Source organism: Planktotalea sp., from assembly GCF_018607965.1.
GTDB lineage: Bacteria > Pseudomonadota > Alphaproteobacteria > Rhodobacterales > Rhodobacteraceae > Planktotalea.
The window spans coordinates 1-21,728 of sequence record NZ_JABBAM010000060.1 but is presented as its reverse complement, the minus strand read 5'-3'; the positions used below and the strand labels follow the sequence as shown (position 1 = coordinate 21,728).

General features: G+C 56.7%; 22 protein-coding genes and 1 riboswitch. Of the genes, 13 read left to right on the top strand and 9 right to left on the bottom strand.

Annotated features, from left to right (window positions below; translation table 11 throughout):
• The coding region (locus QZ279_RS05635; protein ID WP_293449096.1) for a LytTR family DNA-binding domain-containing protein at positions 1–807 on the top strand (807 nt) is incomplete at its 5' end.
• Positions 808–839: 32 nt separating this feature from the next.
• On the opposite strand, the gene QZ279_RS05630 is transcribed toward QZ279_RS05635, so the two are convergent.
• Positions 840–2,477, bottom strand: a complete 1,638-nt coding sequence (locus QZ279_RS05630; protein ID WP_293449094.1) for an electron transfer flavoprotein-ubiquinone oxidoreductase — start codon at positions 2,475–2,477, stop codon at positions 840–842.
• 263 nt (positions 2,478–2,740) lie between these two features.
• On the opposite strand from QZ279_RS05630, the gene greA reads away from it, so the two are divergent.
• Both greA and QZ279_RS05620 read left to right on the top strand, forming a co-directional pair.
• A complete protein-coding gene (greA, locus tag QZ279_RS05625; protein WP_293449092.1) occupies positions 2,741–3,211 on the top strand; it encodes a transcription elongation factor GreA in 471 nt (156 codons plus the stop codon).
• A 31-nt stretch (positions 3,212–3,242) separates the two neighbouring features.
• Complete coding sequence (locus QZ279_RS05620; RefSeq protein ID WP_293449090.1) at positions 3,243–4,259, top strand: hypothetical protein; 1,017 nt, start codon at positions 3,243–3,245, stop codon at positions 4,257–4,259.
• A 3-nt stretch (positions 4,260–4,262) separates the two neighbouring features.
• Here QZ279_RS05620 and glp read toward each other — a convergent pair whose 3' ends face one another.
• From glp to fdhD, 5 genes are read right to left on the bottom strand one after another with little or no spacing between them, the layout of a single operon-like run.
• Positions 4,263–5,522: a gephyrin-like molybdotransferase Glp gene (gene glp, locus QZ279_RS05615; protein ID WP_293449087.1), complete on the bottom strand. Its 1,260-nt coding sequence runs from the start codon at positions 5,520–5,522 to the stop codon at positions 4,263–4,265.
• Entirely contained in the window at positions 5,519–6,019 is a 501-nt protein-coding gene (mobB, locus tag QZ279_RS05610; RefSeq protein WP_293449084.1) for a molybdopterin-guanine dinucleotide biosynthesis protein B, read from the bottom strand. The genes glp and mobB overlap by 4 nt, the downstream gene beginning before the upstream one ends.
• Entirely contained in the window at positions 6,016–6,624 is a 609-nt protein-coding gene (gene mobA / locus QZ279_RS05605; protein ID WP_293449082.1) for a molybdenum cofactor guanylyltransferase MobA, read from the bottom strand. Before mobA ends, mobB begins: the two co-directional genes overlap by 4 nt.
• The gene (locus QZ279_RS05600) at positions 6,621–7,181 is read right to left on the bottom strand and encodes a hypothetical protein (protein WP_293449080.1); all 561 of its coding nucleotides are present in this window, start codon (positions 7,179–7,181) and stop codon (positions 6,621–6,623) included. Before QZ279_RS05600 ends, mobA begins: the two co-directional genes overlap by 4 nt.
• 31 nt (positions 7,182–7,212) lie before the next feature.
• Positions 7,213–8,049 (bottom strand): formate dehydrogenase accessory sulfurtransferase FdhD, encoded by an 837-nt coding sequence (gene fdhD, locus QZ279_RS05595; protein WP_293449097.1) that lies wholly within the window; start codon positions 8,047–8,049, stop codon positions 7,213–7,215.
• A gap of 118 nt (positions 8,050–8,167) precedes the next feature.
• Between fdhD and QZ279_RS05590 the strand changes: the two genes are divergently transcribed.
• Together QZ279_RS05590 and QZ279_RS05585 are read left to right on the top strand one after the other, a co-directional pair.
• A complete protein-coding gene (locus QZ279_RS05590; RefSeq protein ID WP_293449077.1) occupies positions 8,168–8,887 on the top strand; it encodes an AzlC family ABC transporter permease in 720 nt (239 codons plus the stop codon).
• Positions 8,884–9,210, top strand: a complete 327-nt coding sequence (locus QZ279_RS05585) for an AzlD domain-containing protein (protein ID WP_293449075.1) — start codon at positions 8,884–8,886, stop codon at positions 9,208–9,210. Before QZ279_RS05590 ends, QZ279_RS05585 begins: the two co-directional genes overlap by 4 nt.
• Positions 9,211–9,280: 70 nt before the next feature.
• On the opposite strand, the gene smc is transcribed toward QZ279_RS05585, so the two are convergent.
• The gene (gene smc, locus QZ279_RS05580; protein ID WP_293449073.1) at positions 9,281–12,736 is read right to left on the bottom strand and encodes a chromosome segregation protein SMC; all 3,456 of its coding nucleotides are present in this window, start codon (positions 12,734–12,736) and stop codon (positions 9,281–9,283) included.
• Between the two features lie 206 nt (positions 12,737–12,942).
• Positions 12,943–13,165, top strand: a riboswitch (cobalamin riboswitch).
• 38 nt (positions 13,166–13,203) lie between these two features.
• On the opposite strand from smc, the gene QZ279_RS05575 reads away from it, so the two are divergent.
• Together QZ279_RS05575 and QZ279_RS05570 are read left to right on the top strand one after the other, a co-directional pair.
• Positions 13,204–13,377, top strand: coding sequence for a CbtB domain-containing protein (locus QZ279_RS05575; protein ID WP_293449070.1), 174 nt, complete (start codon positions 13,204–13,206; stop codon positions 13,375–13,377).
• Positions 13,378–13,398: 21 nt separating this feature from the next.
• The gene (locus QZ279_RS05570) at positions 13,399–14,082 is read left to right on the top strand and encodes a CbtA family protein (protein WP_293449067.1); all 684 of its coding nucleotides are present in this window, start codon (positions 13,399–13,401) and stop codon (positions 14,080–14,082) included.
• A 4-nt stretch (positions 14,083–14,086) separates the two neighbouring features.
• Here the strand turns inward: QZ279_RS05570 and QZ279_RS05565 are convergent, their stop codons facing one another.
• Complete coding sequence (locus QZ279_RS05565; RefSeq protein WP_293449064.1) at positions 14,087–14,425, bottom strand: DUF1636 family protein; 339 nt, start codon at positions 14,423–14,425, stop codon at positions 14,087–14,089.
• A gap of 25 nt (positions 14,426–14,450) precedes the next feature.
• Between QZ279_RS05565 and cobW the strand changes: the two genes are divergently transcribed.
• Complete coding sequence (gene cobW / locus QZ279_RS05560) at positions 14,451–15,542, top strand: cobalamin biosynthesis protein CobW (protein ID WP_293449061.1); 1,092 nt, start codon at positions 14,451–14,453, stop codon at positions 15,540–15,542.
• Positions 15,542–16,006, top strand: a complete 465-nt coding sequence (locus tag QZ279_RS05555; RefSeq protein WP_293449058.1) for a GNAT family N-acetyltransferase — start codon at positions 15,542–15,544, stop codon at positions 16,004–16,006. The genes cobW and QZ279_RS05555 overlap by 1 nt, the downstream gene beginning before the upstream one ends.
• Positions 16,007–16,008: 2 nt before the next feature.
• On the opposite strand, the gene QZ279_RS05550 is transcribed toward QZ279_RS05555, so the two are convergent.
• Positions 16,009–16,179 (bottom strand): hypothetical protein, encoded by a 171-nt coding sequence (locus QZ279_RS05550; RefSeq protein WP_293449056.1) that lies wholly within the window; start codon positions 16,177–16,179, stop codon positions 16,009–16,011.
• Positions 16,180–16,248: 69 nt separating this feature from the next.
• Between QZ279_RS05550 and cobN the strand changes: the two genes are divergently transcribed.
• Genes cobN through cobO form a run of 4 tightly spaced genes read left to right on the top strand, consistent with a single transcriptional unit; the run spans position 16,249 to position 21,638 of the window.
• Positions 16,249–19,941 (top strand): cobaltochelatase subunit CobN, encoded by a 3,693-nt coding sequence (gene cobN / locus QZ279_RS05545; protein WP_293449054.1) that lies wholly within the window; start codon positions 16,249–16,251, stop codon positions 19,939–19,941.
• Complete coding sequence (locus QZ279_RS05540) at positions 19,938–20,288, top strand: CidA/LrgA family protein (protein ID WP_293449051.1); 351 nt, start codon at positions 19,938–19,940, stop codon at positions 20,286–20,288. The genes cobN and QZ279_RS05540 overlap by 4 nt, the downstream gene beginning before the upstream one ends.
• Positions 20,285–21,019, top strand: coding sequence for an LrgB family protein (locus tag QZ279_RS05535; RefSeq protein ID WP_293449048.1), 735 nt, complete (start codon positions 20,285–20,287; stop codon positions 21,017–21,019). The genes QZ279_RS05540 and QZ279_RS05535 overlap by 4 nt, the downstream gene beginning before the upstream one ends.
• A 13-nt stretch (positions 21,020–21,032) precedes the next feature.
• Positions 21,033–21,638, top strand: coding sequence for a cob(I)yrinic acid a,c-diamide adenosyltransferase (gene cobO / locus QZ279_RS05530; RefSeq protein WP_293449045.1), 606 nt, complete (start codon positions 21,033–21,035; stop codon positions 21,636–21,638).
• Positions 21,639–21,728 lie beyond the last annotated feature (90 nt).

Sequence of the window (21,728 nt, the reverse complement as noted above, 5' to 3'; positions counted from 1 at the left end):
CCGGATCGAAGGATCGTTGTTTACGCACTCGCAATTTTTGTGTGCGTCTTTCTAGGCCCCTTCGAAACAGGCCAGGATTTAGAACTTTGGGACCGCGTCGCATTCTGGACAGTTGGTACTAGTGCCGTTGGCTTTTTCATTGAAGTTTGTATTTTGACGGCACTCCAAAGCGCATGGCTGTCACGTATCCCGCTTTTTTTTCAGCTTGTAATTGGATCCGGCATCGGAAGCATCCCGGGTGCATCCTTCATGATCGCACTGAACAGAGTGTTTCGGCCAGAACACCTAGATGGCATGGGTTTTCCTGTCCTTTGGCTAAAAGTAACAATCATGGCGATCCTAATTTCAGGAATGGAAATTCTCATCTGGTCTCGGTTTAAAACCCCGTCCACCTCCCTTAGTACACCTCCCTCCAGCCTAACGCCGCCTGGCGCTGCCCCCCAAGCAGCAACAACAAACCCACTTCTCCAATCCTACAAAACGTCTCGACTACGGATGCGCCTTCCAGCACGACTGCGCGAGGGCCAGATCATCTCAATGTCCATGCAAGATCATTATGTAGAAATCACAACGACCCTTGGCAATGACATGCTATTGATGCGTCTCAGCGATGCGATAGATCTTCTGGATGGTAAGCCTGGTGTACAAACGCACCGATCCCATTGGGCCGCACGTTCGCACGCGGAAAGTCTGACCAAGGTCGCACGCCGCCACGAACTCCTTCTAAGTGATGGGCGCACTCTGCCCGTAAGCAGCAGTTACAAAGGCACTGTCAAAGCGATGCTCAACGAAAAAGGGCAGACCTAAGCCTGCCCCCCTATCGCGTCATATAATCAAATTTACATGTTCGGATAGTTTGGTCCGTCACCACCTTGCGGTGTGACCCACGTGATATTCTGGCTTGGGTCTTTGATGTCGCAGGTCTTGCAATGCACGCAGTTCTGGAAGTTGATCACAAACTTCTCGTCCACCACTTCGTAAACACCCGCTGGGCAATAGCGCTGCGCAGGCTCTGCATAGGTCGGCATGTTCACAGCCATCGGAATTGACGGATCGGTCAGCTGCAAATGCGCCGGCTGGCTTTCCTCGTGGTTGGTAAAGCTGAACGCCACGTTCGTCAGACGATCAAAGCTTAGCGTGCCATCAGGCTTAGGATAATCGGTAGGCTTGTGCTTGCTCGCTTCTTCCGTGGACGCCGCATCAGATTTACCGTGCTTTAACGTGCCAAACAAAGAGAACTTAAAGATCGACTGGAACCACATGTCAAAGCCACCAAACGCCATGCCACCCAAAGGACCAAAGCGCGCGTTCAAAGGCGCAACATTACGAACAGTTTTCAAATCCTTGCCCACGACGCCGTCTTTCAAGGACGCAGTATAGTCGTCCAAAGTATCGCCAGAACGACCCGCATCAATCGCCTTGAACGCCGCCTCAGCCGCCTCAATGCCCGAATGCATCGCGTTATGGTTGCCCTTAATGCGCGGCAGGTTCACAAGACCCGCCGAACATCCAAGCAGCGCACCACCGGGGAAGGCGACCTCTGGAATGGACTGGAAACCACCCTTGGTCACAGCGCGCGCACCATAAGAAATCCGCTTACCGCCCTTCAGCAGTTCCGCAACTTTCGGGTGATGCTTGAAACGTTGGAATTCCATGTAGGGGAACATGTAGGGATTCTTGTAGTTCAGGTCGATGATGTAGCCAACATACACTTGGTTGTTATCGAGGTGGTAAATGAACGACCCGCCGCCGTTCTTGAACCCTAATGGCCAACCCAATGTGTGCGTAACTTCGCCCTCATTGTGCTTTTCTGGATCAACTTCCCAGATTTCCTTCATCCCCAGACCGAACTTGGTCACGTCAGAGCAGGAATCCAGATCGAACTTCTGGATCACTTCTTTGCTCAGCGATCCGCGTACACCCTCAGACAGGAACACGTACTTACCGTTCAAAACCATACCAGGCTCATAGCCGTCGCTTGGCGTGCCGTCCGCATTCTTGCCAAATTCACCCGCAACAACGCCCTTAAGTTCGCCGTTCTCGCCGTAGATCAGCTCAGAACACGCCATGCCGGGGAAAATTTCAACGCCCAAACCCTCGGCCTGCTCCGCCATCCAGCGACACACGTTGCCCATGGAAACGATGTAGTTGCCGTGGTTGTTCATCAAAGGCGGTAAAATGAAATTAGGGATACGGATTTGGCCCGCCTCACCCAACATATAAAAGTTGTCTTCCTTCACAGGCACATTCAACGGCGCCCCTTTTTCTTTCCAATCGGGCATCAAGCGATCCAAACCCGATGGATCAAGCACTGCGCCCGACAGAATATGCGCGCCCACTTCGGAGCCCTTTTCCAGAACGACAACCTCCAGATCGGCGTTCAATTGCTTAAGACGGATTGCAGCCGACAGGCCAGCGGGGCCCGCGCCGACGATTACAACGTCATAGTCCATTGCCTCACGTGTCATATCAGACATAGCGGCTCCTCTCCCGAAATTGAAAATCCTTCACATTGGCGTAGCAAGGCCCGCAACACATGGTCAATTGCAACGACACGTAAATCGGCGCAAATTGGCACAAAAACCAAACTCTTTTACCGAATGCGCGGATATGCGCATCACCGCTTGCATTTGCCCCCCTGCTCAGGGCAATCTCAGGCTCGAAAACGTAACGTTCCACCGCGCCGGCCAGTCCGGCGTTTTTCTGTCGCGAGACAGTCCAAAGTTAACGAGGGCCGGCCATGGAAAAGATACCGATGACCAAATCGGGGCACACAGCGGTAGAAGTTGAGCTGAAATTGCTCAAGACCGTGGAACGTCCCAATATCATCGCAGCAATCGCAGAAGCCCGCGAGCATGGCGATTTGTCCGAAAACGCCGAATACCATTCTGCGCGCGAAAAACACAGCTTCATTGAGGGCCGTGTTAAACTACTTGAGGGCATCTTGTCCTTGGCCACCGTGATCGATCCTGCGACCCTAAAAGGTCCAATCAAATTCGGCGCGACGATCACATTGGTTGACGAAGACACCGATGACGAAAAGACGTGGCAGATCGTTGGTGAACACGAAGCCAATATTGAGGGCGGTATGTTGAATATCAAATCCCCTATCGCACGCGCTTTGATTGGCAAGGACGAAGGTGATACTGTCGAAGTACGCACCCCCGGTGGCACTAAATCCTACGAAGTTTTAAAAGTCGAATATATCTAAAACATTACTGACTAGAGCGAAAGAAGTGAGCATGGCTGACGGCTCTGACGGAAAATCAACACCATTGGGCATCTATGATCGCCCTAGAAAGTCCTCGATCACGGGGATTGAAATCATTGCCATTGCGCTCAGCGCTTTGTGGCTGCTCAGTGCTGCGATATTCTTTATTACGCTCCCGACAGAGGCAGCACCTGATGGCACTGGTGGACTGCGCTTCTTGATGACGATGCTTGCCATCTTCATGCCCGTCGCCATGATCTGGGTCGCGGCAACGGCTGCGCGTTCCAGCCGCGTGATGCGCGAAGAAAGCCAGCGTTTGCAGGCCGCAATTGACGGCATTCGCCAAGCCTACGTCGCCCAAAGTCAGGGCCGCGACATGGCCGCCGAACCTTCTGTGAACCGCAAGCTCGATGAAATCGCCGCAGCACAGCGCAAGACTGAAACAACCTTGGCGACCCTTTCAACCAAGCGCGACACAGCCCCCGTGCGCAAATCCGCGCCCGCCGAACCCACAGCCGTTGGTTCAAACGAACAACCCAGCCTCGCGCTTGGCACGCAAGCCGCCGAGTTAGAGCCACCGCTCGAACGCGAAGATTTCATTCGTGCGCTCAATTTCCCAGAGGACGCTGACGACAAAACAGGTTTTGATGCGCTACGCCTCGCGCTCAAAGATCGCAAAGCCGCACAATTGATCCAAGCGGCACAGGACGTGCTGACATTGCTCAGCCAAGATGGCATTTACATGGACGACCTTCGCCCGGACGCCGCGCGCCCTGAAATCTGGCGCAGCTTTGCGGCGGGCGAACGCGGTCGCGCAATCGCGGCTCTTGGCGGCATTCGTGATCGATCATCCCTCGCATTATCTGCGGCACGCATGAAGCAAGACACGATTTTTCGCGACGCCGCACATCACTTCTTGCGCCGTTTCGACAAAAGCTTTTCTGAATTCGAAGAAATCGCATCAGATGCCGAAATCGCCACTCTATCCGGTACGCGCACAGCGCGCGCGTTCATGCTTTTAGGCCGCATCTCAGGCACGTTCGACTAGGGTTTAGAACAAGCCAAATGGGATATATTTAACGGACGTTCCATGCGTGATCTCAAGCGCACCGTCGGGCAATTCCACCAGCCCCTCGGCCCAGCTTAACCCACTAATCCGCCCTGACCCTTCAGACTTGAACACGTCAACCTGACCGTCTAGCAGGCGCGCGCGCAAGTATTCGCGCCGTCCTGCCTTCTTATGCTTTGCAAATCCTGCAGGAACCATAAATCCTTGCGGCTCTGTCCAGCCTGCACCGGACAATAAATTCAAAGCGGGTCGCGCGAAAATCAGCGTACAGACCAGCGCGGCAACAGGATTTCCAGGCAATCCAAAAATCGGAACGCCCGCCCACATGCCCAACGCCAAAGGGCGCCCCGGCTTCAAAGCAATGCGCCACATCGCCAGCGATCCCGTCTCGTTCAAAAGCGCAGACATATGATCCTCGTCCCCAGCAGATGCACCACCCGACGTCAGGATCGCATCGCACTTTTTAGCACCCGCATCTAACATATTCTGCAAAACATCACGTTCATCAGGCGCGCGCCCAAGATCAATCGCCTCCATCCCCCAAGCGCGCAATTGGGCCAGCAACATAGGGCGGTTCGCATCATAAATTTGACCCGCCACAGCGTCATCCCCTGCCTCAACCAATTCATCGCCCGTCGACAAAACACCAACGCGCAAGGCTTCAAACACGTGTACCTCAGCAACACCAACCGCACTCAAAAGTGCCGCGTCCGCAGGGGTCAATCGCCGCCCAGCACGCAAAATGACATCACCCGCAACAACATCCTCGCCCGCACGCCTCGTGTTGCTGCCCGCCTTGATCGGCCCATTAAACGCGATCCGCGCACCATCCGTGCGCACATCTTCTTCCAAGACAACCGTATCGACACCGTCTGGCAACGCAGCACCCGTCAAAATACGCAGCGCATTCCGCGTCGCAACACGCGCCTCAAACCGCAAACCCGCAGCAGCACGCCCCTGCGCAAGCGGCAATTCATAGGGTCCGTCACCCATCAAAGCCACGTGTGCAAAGCCATACCCGTCAACTGCCGTATTCGGCTCTGGCGGGTTAGAGCGCATCGCAATAACGTCCCGCGCCAAGATTAAGCCAACTGCATCACCAACCTTGCAAACACGTGTTCCCGCAACAGGTGCCAGCCTGTCGCGCAGCATCGCAAGTGCTGCATCGACCGGCGTCCAATCGACACCAGCAGGCAAGGCAAAGCAATCATTGGACAATTTGGGCGCTTCTAATTTGCTCATACCGCACGCTCCGCCAATCCAACATCGCGCAGAATAAAATCCGCAATCTCGCCCGTCGCATTCAGATCAAACACAGGCCGATCCACCTCCAGCGCACAATCAGACGCAAACGCGTGCACCGTGTCATCCGCAATCAGCGCGTTGCCCGTCTCACTACGATGCGCTTCAATCTTCGGATGTTTGTCGCGCTTGTACCCCTCGACCAAGATCAGATCGACCGGCGCAAGCTTTGTGAGCAAGTCGTCCAAGCTCGGCTCGTCTTCGCCCTCAAGTTCATGCATCAACGCAAAGCGATTGCGCGAGGCCAATAACACCTCGCGCGCACCTGCAGCACGGTGGCGATAGCTGTCTTTTCCGGGGTGATCCACGTCAAAACTATGGTGTGCATGTTTGACCGTAGACACCGAAAACCCGCGCGCACTGATCTCTTCAACCAAGCGTTCCATCAAACCCGTCTTACCCGCATTCTTCCAGCCAACGACACCGTAAATATTCATAGCAATCCCTCGACACGCGCCAAATCTTCAGGCGTGTTCACATTGAAAAACGGATCGAACGGCGAGTTCGGAAACATCGCTTCGCGCCCACCATGTTGATCACTCCACATCACAACCTTGCGCAAACCACCGTTCAAAGCGGTCCGCAGATCATCGCGCAAGGCAACGGGCCACAGCCCAAACGTGGGATGGCGGTTACGCCCACGCTGCGTGTCTGGCGTCGCGGCAAGCACCAAAGGCGCGTCCATGCCAACAGCTTCCATCATCAAACGCGGCACCAGATCACAGGGAAAAAACGGCGTGTCAGCAGCCGCCGTTACAATCGCGTCTGCGCCTTGCGATGCGGCCCAATCCAACCCTGCCAGAACACCCGCCAAAGGCCCAACAAACCCATCAATACTATCACTCAGAACAGGCAAGCCAAGGTCATCAAACCGCCCCGCATCCCCATTCGCATTCAGCGCTAAACCCGCAACTTGCGGCTCTAAGCGTTCGACGACATGCGCCAGCAAACTCTGCCCACCCAGCACCAAACGACCCTTATCGCCACCGCCCATACGCCGCGCTTGCCCACCTGCAAGGATCACGCCCAAAGGTTGCTTCATGCGCTCTTTCCCTGCTCAAACAATTCCACGATTTGTTCATAGACGACCTGCATATCAACCCGATCCACAAACGCACTTAGCGGCAAGGTCAAAACGATACCCGACACCGCAATGCTAAGACTGCGCTTGCCGATCAGAACCTCTTCGACATCCTGCCATCCCGTGCGCCAATGACTTGCCTTCATTTCCAGTTGCACACCCGTTTCATCAAACCACATGCGTCCACCGCCGCCAAACTCGGACTCGCACACCATGCGCGCCATACGATGATACACCACTTGATTAACAAACATTCCGAACGCGCCGCCCATCAGGGCAGCGGCAAACATCCAAATCTGACTGTCTGGCAGTTTGCCCAATATCAACAACACGCCAACCATATAGATTCCAATAAACCCAAGCGGCGCAACAATCGCTTGAACCGCAAACATCGCATAAAGGCCAACCTTGCCCGGCCCTTGAAAAACCCGCTTCCCCGCAAGCGTCATGCCCTCAAACGCACTCTTCGGATCTAGCTTAAAATTGAAATCCAGATTGTTGTTTTCAGCCTCACTCATACCGGAACCTCCCAGAATTCTGCACCAAACGTCACGCGCCACCCTTTCGACCCGACCGCTTCGGCTCATCCTTGATCGCGCTTAAATCAGCGTCCCACGTGATACGATCCGCGCCCGCAACACATTGAAACCGCTTCCCGCGCAAACGCCCGATCAGGGTCAACCCAACCTGCTGTGCAATCTCCACACCCCACGCGGTAAAGCCAGAACGCGACGCCAATACAGGGATCCCCATATGCGCGCATTTGATAACCATTTCAGACGTCAAACGCCCCGTGGTATATAGGATCTTATCCGCAGCGCTCGCGTCATTCTGCATCATCCAACCTGAAATTTTGTCGACTGCATTATGACGCCCAACGTCCTCCATATAAACCAATGGCTGATCCCCCTGACATAGCACCGTCCCATGGATCGCACCTGCACTCAGGTACAATGAAGGCGTCGTGTTAATCTTTGCCGCCAATGCATACAGCCAACTCGTGCGCAGCTCTGCGCGTGGCAAGATCAGCCCCTCAAGACCCTCCATCATATCCCCGAACACGGTCCCAACCGCACAACCAGACGTGCGCGTTTTCTTCTTCAGCTTTTCTTCGTGATTGGTCGCATGATCCGTGCGCACAACAACAACGCCCAACTCTTCATCATAATCGATCCGCGTGACTGAACCGGCACCCTCCAGCATCCCTTGATTGCGCAGAAAGCCCAGCGCAAGGTATTCGGGATAGTCCCCAATTGTCATCGCCGTCACGATTTCCTGACTGTTCAAATAGATCGTCAAAGGGCGTTCTTCGACCACCTCTTGAGTCACCTCAGCGCCCGTATAATCCACACCAACCACCCGCCGCGTCAGCCCAACACGGCTCATATCTGGTGCAATAATATACCCTGTCACGTGGCGTTTCCCTCGATTAATCGTCGCTCAGATTGCAAAGGCGCGTGTCTCGCGATAGCTGCATCTGATCATAGTAATGTAAAGGCAGCCCATGGCATCCTCCAGCGTCAAATCGGCCTATCGTCAGGGCATTCGCGACGGTGCACCCTTTATTTTGGTGATCATCCCCTTTTCCATGCTCTTCGGCGTCCTCGCAACAGAGGCTGGCCTTAGCGTTTTTGAAACCCTGTCCTTCTCAGTTGTCGTCATCGCGGGGGCCGCGCAATTCACCGCACTCCAACTCATGGGCGAAGACGCGCCAACCTTGGTCGTGCTCGCATCCGCGTTGGCGGTGAACCTGCGCATGGCGATGTATTCTGCATCCCTCACACCTCACATTGGCGGCGCTCCCCTTTGGCAGCGCGCGGTTGCGGCCTATTTCACGGTCGATCAAAGCTACGCAATTTCGATCACAAAATTCGAAAATACACCCGACATGACGGTCCAAGAAAAAATCGCCTATTTCTTCGGCACCGTCACGCCTGTGTGCCCGCTCTGGTGGGTCTTCACACTCGTAGGTGCGCTCATCGGCGAAGCAATCCCCGCCTCATTCGCACTCGATTTCGCCGTCCCAATCACGTTCCTTGCGATCATCGCCCCAGCCCTGCGCACACGCGCCCACGTTAGCGCGGCCCTTACTGCGGCCTTCCTATCACTCATGTTTTTCAGCGTGCCCTATAACCTCGGCATCCTGATGGCAGGGGTTGGCGGCATGATGGTCGGCGCCAGCGTCGAAGCCGCAACGCAGGCAAAAACCGAGGCACCCACATGATCGATAGAACCGAACTCTGGATTATAATCATATGCCTCGGCGTCGGCAGCTTCGCACTGCGGTTCGCCTTCACGGGCCTCGTCGGTGATCGCCAACTCCCTGATTGGCTCATGCGCCACTTGCGCTACACAGCCGTTGGAATTCTCCCCGCGATCATCGCACCCGCTGTCCTTTGGCCCGCTGCAACAGGCGGCAATTACGACGCCCCGCGCATATGCGCCGCCATCGTCACTCTCGCGTTGGGTCTGATCTGGAAAAACGTCGTCGGATCAATTCTAGGCGGCATCGCAACGCTCTACACGCTGCAATACCTCCTCACTTAACCCTTCATCTTTCAAAATAAACTTCGGGGGAGTCTCAGCTTGCCTGAGACGGGGGCTGGCCCCCAACCGATCACGCAACCAATGTCTTCGCGTTCTTCAAATCCACCGACACCAATTGGCTCACACCTTGCTCGGCCATGGTCACCCCGAACAAACGATCCATACGCGCCATGGTCACTGCGTGGTGCGTAATAATCAAGAATCGAGTGTCCGTGCGGCGACACATCTCATCAAGCAGATCACAGAACCGCGTGACGTTGGCATCATCCAAAGGCGCGTCCACCTCGTCCAAAACACAGATCGGCGCGGGGTTCGCCAAGAAGACCGCAAAAATCAGCGCCATCGCCGTCAACGTCTGTTCTCCACCTGACAACAACGAAAGCGTCGACAACTTCTTTCCGGGGGGTTGGCACATAATCTCCAAACCGGCCTCCAAAGGATCATCGCTCTCGACCAGAACCAAATTCGCCTCACCGCCGCCAAACAAATGCGTAAACAGCAACGCAAAATTGCTGTTTACTTGCTCGAACGCCGTCAAAAGCCGCTCGCGACCTTCTTTATTCAAACCTGCAATGCCGCCACGCAACGTCTTGATCGCTTCTTCCAGATCGGCCTTTTCAGTAACCAGCGTGTCATGCTCAACCTGCACTTCGATGGAATCTTCTTCCGCGCGCAGGTTCACCGCGCCCAAAGCATCGCGCTGGCGTTTCAAGCGGTTCACATCCGCTTCCGCCGCGCCCGCCTCTGGCATCTTGTCCACGTCGACATCCAGCAGATCTAACAAAGCCTCTGGTGTCGTTTCCATCTCTTCCGTGATCCGCTCTGCCGCCGCAGTGACCATCTCACGCGCGCCATCTGATCGCGCCTCAGAGCGCGCGCGCGCCTCGCGTGCCTCCGACGCGGCCCGCTCTGCGTCACGTTCCGCTTGGACCGCGTCGCGCAAAGACGTTTCACCCTCGGCCAGCGCATCACTTGCCGCATTGCGCCGCGCTTCGGATGTCGAAATCGCTTCCGTCAATTCTTCGCGCTTGGCCGCAATCTCGGCAGGTGCCGCACTCGCATCCCCAAGATCAACCTCGGACGTCGTCTTGCGTTCTGCCAATTCCGCGATCCGCTTTTCCGCTGTTTCCAAACGGTGACGCCAGCCGCTCACCTCTTTCGTAACTTCCTGCGAACGTCGCAGACGCGCATCGCCTTCACGGCGCAATTCATCGTGGTTGGACCGGCGCGACATCATCGTAATGCGCGACGCTTCCACAGCCATCTTTACATCTTCAACACCTGCGCGCGCTTCTTCCAGATCGCCCAGTTCCGCAACCGCACGCTCGCCGTCCACCACTTGCGTGCGCGCCGCCAAAGCATCCTCTTCGTGGCGCGTCACGGCCAACCCAAGGCTCTCCAGTTTACCTTCCGCCAGATTGCGATCCGCCTCTGCACGGCTCAAGGCACGCGCCGCATCATTCACCAAACGGTCCGCTTCTTTGCGCGCCTCGCGCGCATCACGGTCCGCGCGCGTCAAATCTGACAGACGCGTCGTCAACGCTTCATGCGCGCGCTGCGCCGCCTCAACAAGCGATCCCGCGCGCTCATTTTCCTGCTTTAGAACCTCAAGACGGTTCAACTGTTCCAAACGCAAGGCCGCCGCAGACGGCGCATCTTCAGCCCACGCGCGATACCCATCCCAGCGCCACAAATCACCCTCAAGCGACACCAAACGCTGACCCGGCTTCAACGCGGCCTGCAAACGTTGCCCATCATCGGCATCGACCAAACCAATTTGACTGGCACGGCGCTCTAGAACATCTGGCACAGACAAGTGACGCGCCAAGGATGTCACGCCCTCTGGCAAAGGTTGGCGATCTGCGTAGCTTGGCAAAATGCGCCAGCCCGATGGCCCGTCATTCTCAACTTCAGGCGCGCGTAAATCATCCGCCAATGCCGCGCCCAGCGCCTTCTCAAAACCCTGCTCAACCTGCAAGCGGTCCAAAATCTGACCACCTTCCGCCGTATCGCGCTGCAGCAACTTAGCCAGTGCCGTCACCTCAGCGCGCAACGCATTCGCTTCGCCCTCGGCCTCAGACCGCTCTGCGCGCGCATCCGCTTCTAACGCTTGCGTTTCGGTGCGCATTCCTTCGGCCGCTTCCAAAGCAGCGTCCGCGCGTTCTGCCGTTGCAATCGCAGCCGTCTCTTTACCCGCCGCCGTTGCCATATCCGTTTCGGACTGGATCAAAGCCACGCGGGACGCCTCAACCGCATCGCGCGCGCGCACCGCATCCCCTTCACTGCGCTCCAGCAACTTTCGACTGTCCGTCAAAACGCGGTACGCAGATTGATGACGCGCCGCCAAACGCGCGACATCTTCCGTGCGCTCTGACAAATCCACCTCGCGATCTTGCAAAATCGCCGCCGCACTGCGCGCTTCTTCTGCCGCCGCTTCCAAACGATCCTCATGGCCCGTTGAGGCCTTCGCCAATTCGCGCGCTTCCCACTCAAGCCGCTCAATCGTTTCGCCCGCATCGCGGTTCAACGACCCTTCGCGCTCCATATCTTTATCAAGCTGGATAATGCGGTTCTTCAACGTCTCAATCGTTTGCAACGCACGGCTTTCTTCGTCATTCAGCGTATCGCGTTGCACTTGCAAACGCTGCAAGACAGCCGCCGCAATCGCCTCTTCTTCGCGTAAGGGCGGCAGAAATCCTTCGAATTCAACCCGCATCTTGGCCAATTGACGCGCAGCAGCCTCTGTTTGGGCAGTCGCTGTCGTACGCTCACGCAACTCTTCCTCTGCTGCAAGGCGCGCATCATCCGCTTCACGCCAGCGGCGATACAACAGCATGCCCTCGGCTTGGCGCAATTCATCCCCAATCGCGCGATACCGCGCCGCTTGACGGGCTTGGCGCGCAAGCTGGGCCAGTTGCGTGGCAAGCTGTTCAACCACATCATCCACACGCGCAAGGTTCGTCTCAGCACCCTTCAGCTTCAATTCGGCTTCGTGGCGACGTTGATACAGCCCCGAAATACCAGCCGCCTCTTCCAAGATCCGGCGACGGTTCTTCGGCTTGGCGTTGATCAATTCCGCAATCTGACCCTGACGCACAAGAGCTGGCGAATGCGATCCAGTTGAAGCATCCGCAAATAGCATTTGCACATCACGCGCACGCACGTCTTTGCCATTGGTCTTGTAAGCACTGCCCACGTCGCGCGTGATGCGGCGGATGACATCCAACGTATCAAGGTCATTGAACCCCGCAGGCGCAAGACGGTCGGTGTTATCAATCTGCAAACTGACTTCGGCAAAGTTGCGCGCAGGTCGCGTGGCAGCACCCGCAAAAATCACATCTTCCATGCCACCGCCGCGCATCGCGGTGGGACGGTTTTCACCCATCACCCAACGCAGCGCTTCCAGCAGATTAGACTTGCCACACCCATTCGGCCCCACAACACCTGTCAAACCATCCGCAATAATAAGGTCCGTGGGATCCACGAAACTTTTAAAGCCCTGCAATTTAAGTTTGGAAAAGCGCACGTAAGCGTCTCTTTTAAGTGATTCCTTGAAGGCAGACTTTGGTCAGCCATACGAACCCTGTCAACGCGAGCGACCCTCACAAGGGCCCAACAGGCGACTTATCCACAAGATATTGCGCGTTTTGCAGGCAACGCGCGAGAAAGCCCACTTCGCTTAGCCCGCATTTGATGTCGCAATCGGCCTTGACCTGTTGGGTGATTCAGGGCCATCTGGCTGTCATGCATGGTACCCATCACGCGGCGCAAAGCGTCGTTGGGTAAAATGGGAATGTGGAAGGGGTGATCCAATCAGGAACCCTAAGCCGCAGCCGCCCCCGCGACTGTAAGTGGCGAGCGCTCTGGTAGATGTCACTGATCCTTCGGGGTTGGGAAGACGCCAAAGCGCACCGACCCACGAGCCAGGAGACCAGCCTTGCATACGTGAAACCAAACCGGCCGTCGGGTGTGACGGTTCTTAGGAGAATGACTATGACGACTAAAACAGCTTCCATCGCACGCGACGACACGTCATCCGCTCTTGGCCTTGCGATCGCCGTTCTTGCAGGTGTTTTCCTGCTCGTGGCATCTGGCATGGCCCAAGCGACTGTTCTGCATGACGCCGCGCACGACCAGCGTCACGCGATGGCATTTCCCTGCCACTAACGGCAGCGCTTATTTAAGCCAATGACAAAAAATTTGCTGACCAGCGCGGTGCTCGCTGGCGTTGCTGCAGGGCTGATTGCCGCTCTGTTGCAGTTTACATTCGTGATCCCTCATTTGATGGAGGGCGAATTGTATGAGACCGGCGCACGCATTCATTTTGCGACGGACGGGTCTACCCAGTCCGACCGCATGCAGCCCAGCATTGGGACTGATTTCACGCGCCATGGCATGACCATCGCGTTCAACATGATCACATATACGGGCTACGGTCTTATCCTGCTGGCGCTGATGATCTTTGCAAACGACAAAGGTCATACGCTCACGCCGCGCACAGGTCTGATCTGGGGCGTCGCTGGTTTTGTCGCGGTGCAACTCGCCCCCGGCATCGGCCAACCGCCCGTTCTTCCCGGCGCAATAGGGTCTGAAGTCGGCCCACGCCAAGCATGGTGGGCCATGACGATCATCGCAACAGCCGTAGCACTGGCCTTGATCGCTTTCGGCAAAGGTCGGATCGCACTTCTTAGCATCCCTTTGATGCTCGCCCCTCACATCATTGGCGCGCCCTATTTGGATACCTATTTCGGCGTAGCGCCACCTGAACTTTCCGCTCGTTTTGCAGCGCTTAGCTTCGGAACAGCCCTCGCAGGGTGGTCCAGCTTGGGTTTCTTATGCGCATGGTTCTGGACGCGAGCAGATGACGCGTAGCGCCTTAACGCGGAACACGTCCCGTCAGACAATGACGCAAACGTCCCGCAGGGCGCGCATCCTCAATGGTGCCGCCCTCGGCCTGTGCATAGAGCGCGATCAATGCCACCGCATCCTCCAGATCCCGCGCAGGATCGACCGAATGGAACAGATACACGTCCTTCCCTGCTTCGCGCAGCGCCAACGAAACAGGCCTGTCGCACTGGTTCATGCAAGACGTCGTTTCAACACGAACACTGCTGCCCACACGCCCGCGCAACGCTTGCGCAAACGCCTCCCCTTGCGGAACGTCACCAACAGCGGCACATGTGTCACAAATGATAACGCGGGTCTCATCTCGCAAATCTTCGCCCAATCGGAGCCCTCTTATGCCTGCTAAAATTCCTGCCACTGTCATCACTGGTTTTCTAGGCGCGGGCAAGACCACGCTGATCCGTCACGTGCTACAAAATGCCGAGGGCAAGCGCATTGCGCTGATCATCAACGAATTCGGCGATCTTGGTGTGGACGGCGATATCCTAAAAGGATGCGGCGATGAAACCTGCACCGAAGACGATATCATGGAGCTTTCAAACGGCTGCATCTGCTGCACCGTTGCGGATGACTTCGTTCCAACCATGGAAAAACTGCTGGCGCGCGAAAATCGCCCTGATCACATCGTGATCGAAACCTCTGGCTTGGCCCTGCCCCAACCCCTGATCCGCGCGTTCAACTGGCCAGAAATTTCAACGCAAGTCACTGTCGATGGCGTCGTCACGGTTGTAGATGGCAAAGCCGTGACAGAGGGCCGTTTTGCCCACAACGTCGCCGCCGTTGATGCCCAGTGCGCGCTCGACGAAAACCTAGATCACGAAACGCCGTTGCCCGAATTGTTCGAAGACCAGATCGCCTGCGCAGATATGATCGTCGTCAACAAATCCGACCTCCTTGGCACAGCAGAGGCCGACGCACTGGTCGCCAAACTCAAATCAGACTCCCGCGACGGTGTGCAAGTCGTCAAATCTACAATGGGCGCATTGCCCGTGGACGTGCTGCTTGGCCAAGGCAATAGCGCAGAGGACGACATGGCCTCGCGCCACGAAGTGCATCACCACCATCACCACGATGATGAGCACGCAGATGATCATCACGACGACGACCACGCAGAAGAGCACCATCACCACCAGGAACATGACCACGACGCCTTTGAAAGCTTCGTCGTCAATCGCGGCGAAATCAAAGATGCCGCCGCCTTCGCTGAACAGGTCGCAGATATCATCCGCGCCCACGACATTCTGCGTCTCAAAGGGTTTGCAGCGGTGGAAGGCAAACCAATGCGCCTCACGCTTCAGGCCGTCGGTCCCCGCGTGGACACATATTTCGACAAACCCTTCGGCACTGACCCACGCATCACACGCCTTGTGGTGATCGGTCAAACCGGTCTTGATCGCATGGCTATCGAAGCCGCACTCAAAGTCTGATGATCGTCGTCGAACCCACCACTCCGCGCGCAAACGGCACGCAAGACTTGCTAGAGCTAAGCCACGCGCTCATGTTCTCGCTCTTCTCGCCAGAGTCTTGTCATTTCTTGGATTTGGACGCGTTAGAAGCAGACAACATCCACCTGTTCGCCGCGCGTGAGGGCCAAGACATGCTCGGCACAGGCGCGCTCGCGATCAAAGATGGATACGGCGAAGTGAAATCGATGTTCACCTTAGAGGCAGCGCGCGGCAAAGGTGTCGCTGCCGCCCTTTTGCGCCAGATAGAAGACACTGCACGCGAACACAACCTGCCCAAGCTCAGGCTCGAAACAGGCGACACACTTCATGCCGCCCATCGCCTCTATGAACGCCACAGCTTCACATTCTGCGCGCCCTTCGGAGATTACAAAGACATCCCCGAAAGTCTGTTCATGGAAAAAGATTTAACGGAAGCAACCCCGTGACCTTACGCTTTGTCAGCCTTTTCAGCCGCGTTCTTTTTCATCTGCTCAAGCATCTCTTCCTTGGTCAAACGCGTTTTACCGCGCGCGCGACGTGGGGCGTGGCCTTTATGGTCGTCATGCTTGTTATACGTGCTATTGCCGAAATTCGACGTGTCAGGTTTGTTACTATTCATCTGATGTTCCTCTTAGCTGGCCCCGCAATGCACCATGCGCGCGCTACGTACAACTGATAGGTTTGTCCCATGCACTTGCTCGCCGCCACACCCGGTTCTATCGACGATGGTAAAGAACCCGTTGATTTAGGGCAAACCCCTGCGGATGTGGTGATCATTTCGGCTGCCGACACGGAACTCGCCGCGCTCTCGGATGCGCGGTCCCAAATCGATACCCCACCGACGCTGCGCCTTGCCAGCATGATGCACTTGATACACCCCATGTCAGTCGATCTGCATATCGACGAGTGCGCCTCTAAATCCAAACTCGTGATTGCGCGCGTTCTAGGCGGTGTTGGCTATTGGAAATACGGGGCCGAACAATATGCAGCGCGCTTGCACGACGCGGGTGTCCCCCTCGCCCTTCTTCCGGGCGACGACAAACCCGACGAAGAACTCCGCCGTCTCAGCACCATCAACGACGAAGATTACGACGCGCTTTGGGCCTACTGTGTCGAGGGCGGTCCAGACAATGCACAAAACCTGCTGCGTTACGCCAAATCCATGCTCGACGGGTCCGACAAACCCAGCTCTGCCGCACCTCTTTTACGTGCAGGCGTGTACTGGCCCGGTGCTGGCATTTCTGGCCTATCCGCCGCCCAAAAGGGTTGGACAAAAGACGCCCCCGTCGTCCCCATCATCTTCTACCGCGCATTGGTCCAAGGCGCAGGCCTGCACCCCATCAATCGCCTGACCAAAGCCCTGCTAAGCGAAGGCCTAAACCCACTCCCCCTCTTCGTGGCTTCCCTCAAAGACCCCGTCAGTGTCGCCACGCTGGAACAGGTTTTCACGGCCGCGCAGCCCTCCGTCATCCTGAATTGCACATCCTTTGCAGTCGGCTCGCCCCACACGGGCGACAACAGCCCAATCAACCCACTGACAATGCCCGCCGCCAATGACGCGCCCATTTTCCAAACTGTGCTGGCCGGCTCAACCGAGGAAACATGGGCATCCGGCCTGACTGGTCTATCGGGCCGCGACATCGCGATGAACGTCGCCCTACCAGAAGTAGATGGACGAATCCTTTCCAGAGCGATCTCCTTTAAAGGCGAAGCATACTTCGACGAGGCCACAGAATGCCCCATCGCAACCTACCGCGCCCAAGGAGATCGAATCGGTTTCGCCGCGAAACTTGCCGCCAATTGGGCCAAATTACGTGCTGTTTCCACTGAAAATCGCCAAGTTTCTTTGGTTCTTGCAAACTATCCAAACAAAGATGGCCGCCTCGCCAACGGTGTTGGCCTTGATACACCCGCCGCAACGGTCAATGCGCTGCATGAACTCCAAAAATCAGGTTACACAGTCGTAAACGCGCCGCACGACAGCGACGCACTGATGGCGCAAATCATGGCAGGTCCCACCAACTGGCTGACAGACCGTGCTGACAAAACGGGTGGCGAGACGCTGCCACTGGACACCTACAAACAGCACTTTGATGCCCTCCCTTTCGATGTGCGCGAAAAAATCACAACCCGCTGGGGCGCTCCTGAACAGGATCCCTTCCTCACACCCGAGGGCTTCAAACTTTCAATCCTGAAATACGGCAACGCCATTGTCGGTATCCAGCCCGCGCGCGGCTATAACATTGATCCGAGCGATACATATCACTCCCCCGACCTCGCCCCGCCGCACAATTATCTTGCGTTCTACATGTGGCTGCGTCACGTTCAAGGCACCCACGCGATTGTTCACATGGGCAAGCACGGCAACCTCGAATGGCTCCCCGGCAAAGCGATTGCATTGTCCCAAGACTGCATGCCCGAAGCCGTCTTTGGCCCCACGCCCCACATCTATCCCTTCATCGTCAACGACCCCGGCGAGGGCACCCAAGCCAAGCGCCGCGCGCAAGCAGTGATCATCGATCACCTCACGCCCCCTTTGGGGCGCGCCGAAACCTACGGCCCCCTGAAAGACCTCGAAACGCTGGTGGATGAATACTACGAGGCCGCAGGCATCGACCCCCGCCGCATCGACTACTTGCGCCGCGAGATCCTCAGCATGACCTCATCTACTGGCCTCGACAAAGATGCTGGCCTCACTGGCAACGACGAAGACGGCGACTTGGCCAAACTCGATTCATACCTGTGCGAACTCAAAGAAGCCCAAATCAGGGATGGCCTGCACATCTTCGGCTCCTCGCCTGTTGGTGACCTAGAACGCGACCTCGCCATCGCATTGGTCCGCGTCCCGCGCGGCGATGGCAAAGACGGCGACGCCTCCCTTATCCGCGCATTGGCCTCAGATTGCGGCGTCGATATCGACCCGCTCGATTGTGATATGGGAACCGCCTACACAGGCCCGCGCCACACGCTTTTAAAGGACATCAGCACAGACACATGGCGCTCGAATGGCGACACCATTGAACACCTTGAACTCCTTGCGATGCAGGCAATCACTTGGAAAGAAGCCCCCAAAGATTTCACCGCAGCCGCGTGTGTCCTCAATACGCTTCACACCACCGTCTTGCCCAACTTGCGCTCTTGTGGCCCCGCCGAAATGGACGGTCTGCTCACAGCACTAAACGGTAAATTCATTGCCCCCGCCCCCTCAGGCGCACCCACGCGCGGACGCCTCGACGTACTCCCGACAGGCCGCAACTTCTTCTCCGTCGATACCCGCGCTGTCCCGACACCCACCGCATGGGCACTGGGTTGGAAATCCGCCAATCTACTGATCGAAAAACACCTGCAAACCCACGGCGACTGGCCCCGCACCATGCTGCTGACCGCATGGGGCACCGCCAACATGCGCACGGGCGGCGACGACATTGCTCAAGCCCTTGCACTTATGGGTGTGAAACCAAAATGGGATAGCGCCAACCGCCGTGTGACAGGTTTCGAAGTCCTGCCCGAAGGCATCCTTGGCCGCCCCCGCGTCGACGTGACCCTGCGCATCTCAGGCTTCTTCCGCGATGCCTTCCCGCAGCTCATTTCCCTCGTTGATAGCGCCGCAAAAGCCGTCATGGCCCTTGATGAATCCGCCGATCAAAACCCCGCCGCTGCACGTGCGAAATCCGAGGGCAATACATCCCGCGTCTTCGGCTCCAAACCCGGTGCATATGGCGCGGGCCTCCAAGCGATGATCGACGAACGCCTCTGGGCCGACAAGGCCGATCTGGCTGAGGCCTACCTAGAATGGGGCAGCTACGCATACGGTGCAGGAAGCGAAGGCAAACGCGATCGCGCAGGGTTCGAGACCCGTCTCAAGCAAACCGAAGCCATCGTACAAAACCAAGACAACCGCGAACACGACCTGCTTGATAGCGACGACTACTACCAGTTTGAGGGCGGTGCAGCGGCAGCCGTCAGCACGTTGCAAGGCCAAGAAAGACCGATCTATCACAACGACCATTCCCGCCCTGAACGTCCCGTGATCAGAACCCTCGACGAAGAGATTGGCCGCGTTGTCAGGTCCCGTGTGGTGAACCCCAAATGGATCGACGGCGTCAAACGTCATGGCTACAAAGGCGCGTTCGAAATGGCTGCGACAGTGGATTATTTGTTCGCCTTCGCCGCCACCACTGGTGCTGTGAAAAATCACCACTTCGATCTGGTTGAATCCGCCTTCCTAGAAGACGACCAAACACGCGAATTTATTGCCGCTCACAACCCCTCCGCCCTGCACGAAATGGCCGAACGGTTCCAAGAAGCGATTGATCGCGGCCTATGGACCCCTAAATCCAATTCCGCCCGCGCGCGCATCTCAGAACTACTCGCCAAATGATCGCGCACATCGCCATTCTTCTCAGCGCACAACTGATCGGCGAAGTCACCGTGCGCAGCCTTGGCCTGCCCATTCCCGGTCCTGTCCTTGGCATGGGCCTCTTGCTAATCCTGCTGATCGCACGTCCCAAAATCGCAACCGACATGGCCCCCACCACCAGCGGTCTTCTTAGCCATCTTAGCCTGCTGTTCGTCCCCGCTGGCGTCGGTATCATCACCCACCTAGACCGCATCGCCACCTCTGGGTTTGGCCTAACCGCCGCGCTGATCTTTAGCACATGGGCGGCACTGATCGTTGGCGCGTGGACCTTCATAGGCCTTGCCCGCCTGACGGGTTCACGCCCATGAACACAGCCGACACAACAACAGACCTCGCCGAAATCTGGAGCTATCTGTCCTCTGAACCCCTCCTCTGGCTGACCGCAACGCTGGTGGCATATCTGATCAGCGACGCCATCGCGCGCGCCACGAACCGCTCCCCAATCGCCAACCCCGTTTTGATCGCGATGCTCTTGCTTGGCGGCGTGCTCTTGCTCACGGACACGCCTTACCAAACCTACTTCACGGGTGCCCAATTCGTACATTTCCTGCTTGGCCCAGCGACCGTCGCGCTGGCTGTCCCGCTTTATCAAAACCGCGCGCATATCCGCAAAAGCCTGATCCCTATGTTCGGCGCGTTGCTCGCGGGGTCACTCACCGCCATCGCATCCGCGCTCTTGATCGCCAAAAGCATGGGCGTCTCAGGTGCAGAACTTCTGTCGCTTGCCCCGAAATCGACCACCGCCCCCGTGGCAATCGGCATTTCTGAGCAGATCGGCGGCCTGCCAACCCTAACGGCTGCGCTCGTCATTCTGACGGGCATCATCGGCGCAATCACCGTCACGCCTTTGATGAACGCGATGGGCATCACCGACTGGCGCGCGCGCGGCTTTGCGCTGGGTGTTGCGGCCCATGGCATCGGTACAGCACGGGCCTTTCAAGTGAACCAAACCGCAGGCGCGTTTTCTGGCATCGGCATGGGGCTGAACGCCCTTCTCACCGCGCTGATAACTCCCTATGTTATCTCCATACTCCTTTAGAAAGGGTTTCCAGATGAGCGATTCCGAACGTCACGCGATGAAGATGGCCAAAAAGAAGGCCGCCCGCGATAAGATCATGGCCACAAAGACCGATGAAAAGGGTCTGATCATCATTCACACGGGCAAGGGTAAGGGCAAAAGCTCTGCCGCGTTCGGCATGATTTTCCGCCACATCGCGCACGACATGCAATGCGCCGTGGTGCAGTTCATCAAAGGCGGGATGAGCACGGGCGAACGTGATCTGATCCTCTCCAAGTTCTCTGACATCTGTTCGTTCCACACGATGGGCGAAGGATTCACATGGGAAACCCAAGACCGCGACCGCGACACCGAAATGGCGCAGGCTGCTTGGGAAAAAGCCAAGGAATTGATCCGCGACGAGAGCAACAAAATGGTGCTGCTGGACGAGATCAACATCGCGCTGCGCTATGATTATATCGATGTAAACGACGTGGTGACGTTTTTGGTGGAAGAGAAACCAGCGATGACCCACGTGGTGATGACGGGCCGCAATGCAAAGGATGATCTAATCGAAATCGCTGATCTAGTGACCGAGATGGAGCTGGTGAAGCATCCGTTTAGATCAGGCGTTAAGGCGCAGATTGGGGTGGAATTTTAGGTAAAAGAGAAACCTAAATCGGAATAACTGCGGACGGTTGTAGAATACCCATTCTCATCCCCTACAATTGAACCAGTAGTCAACAAAATT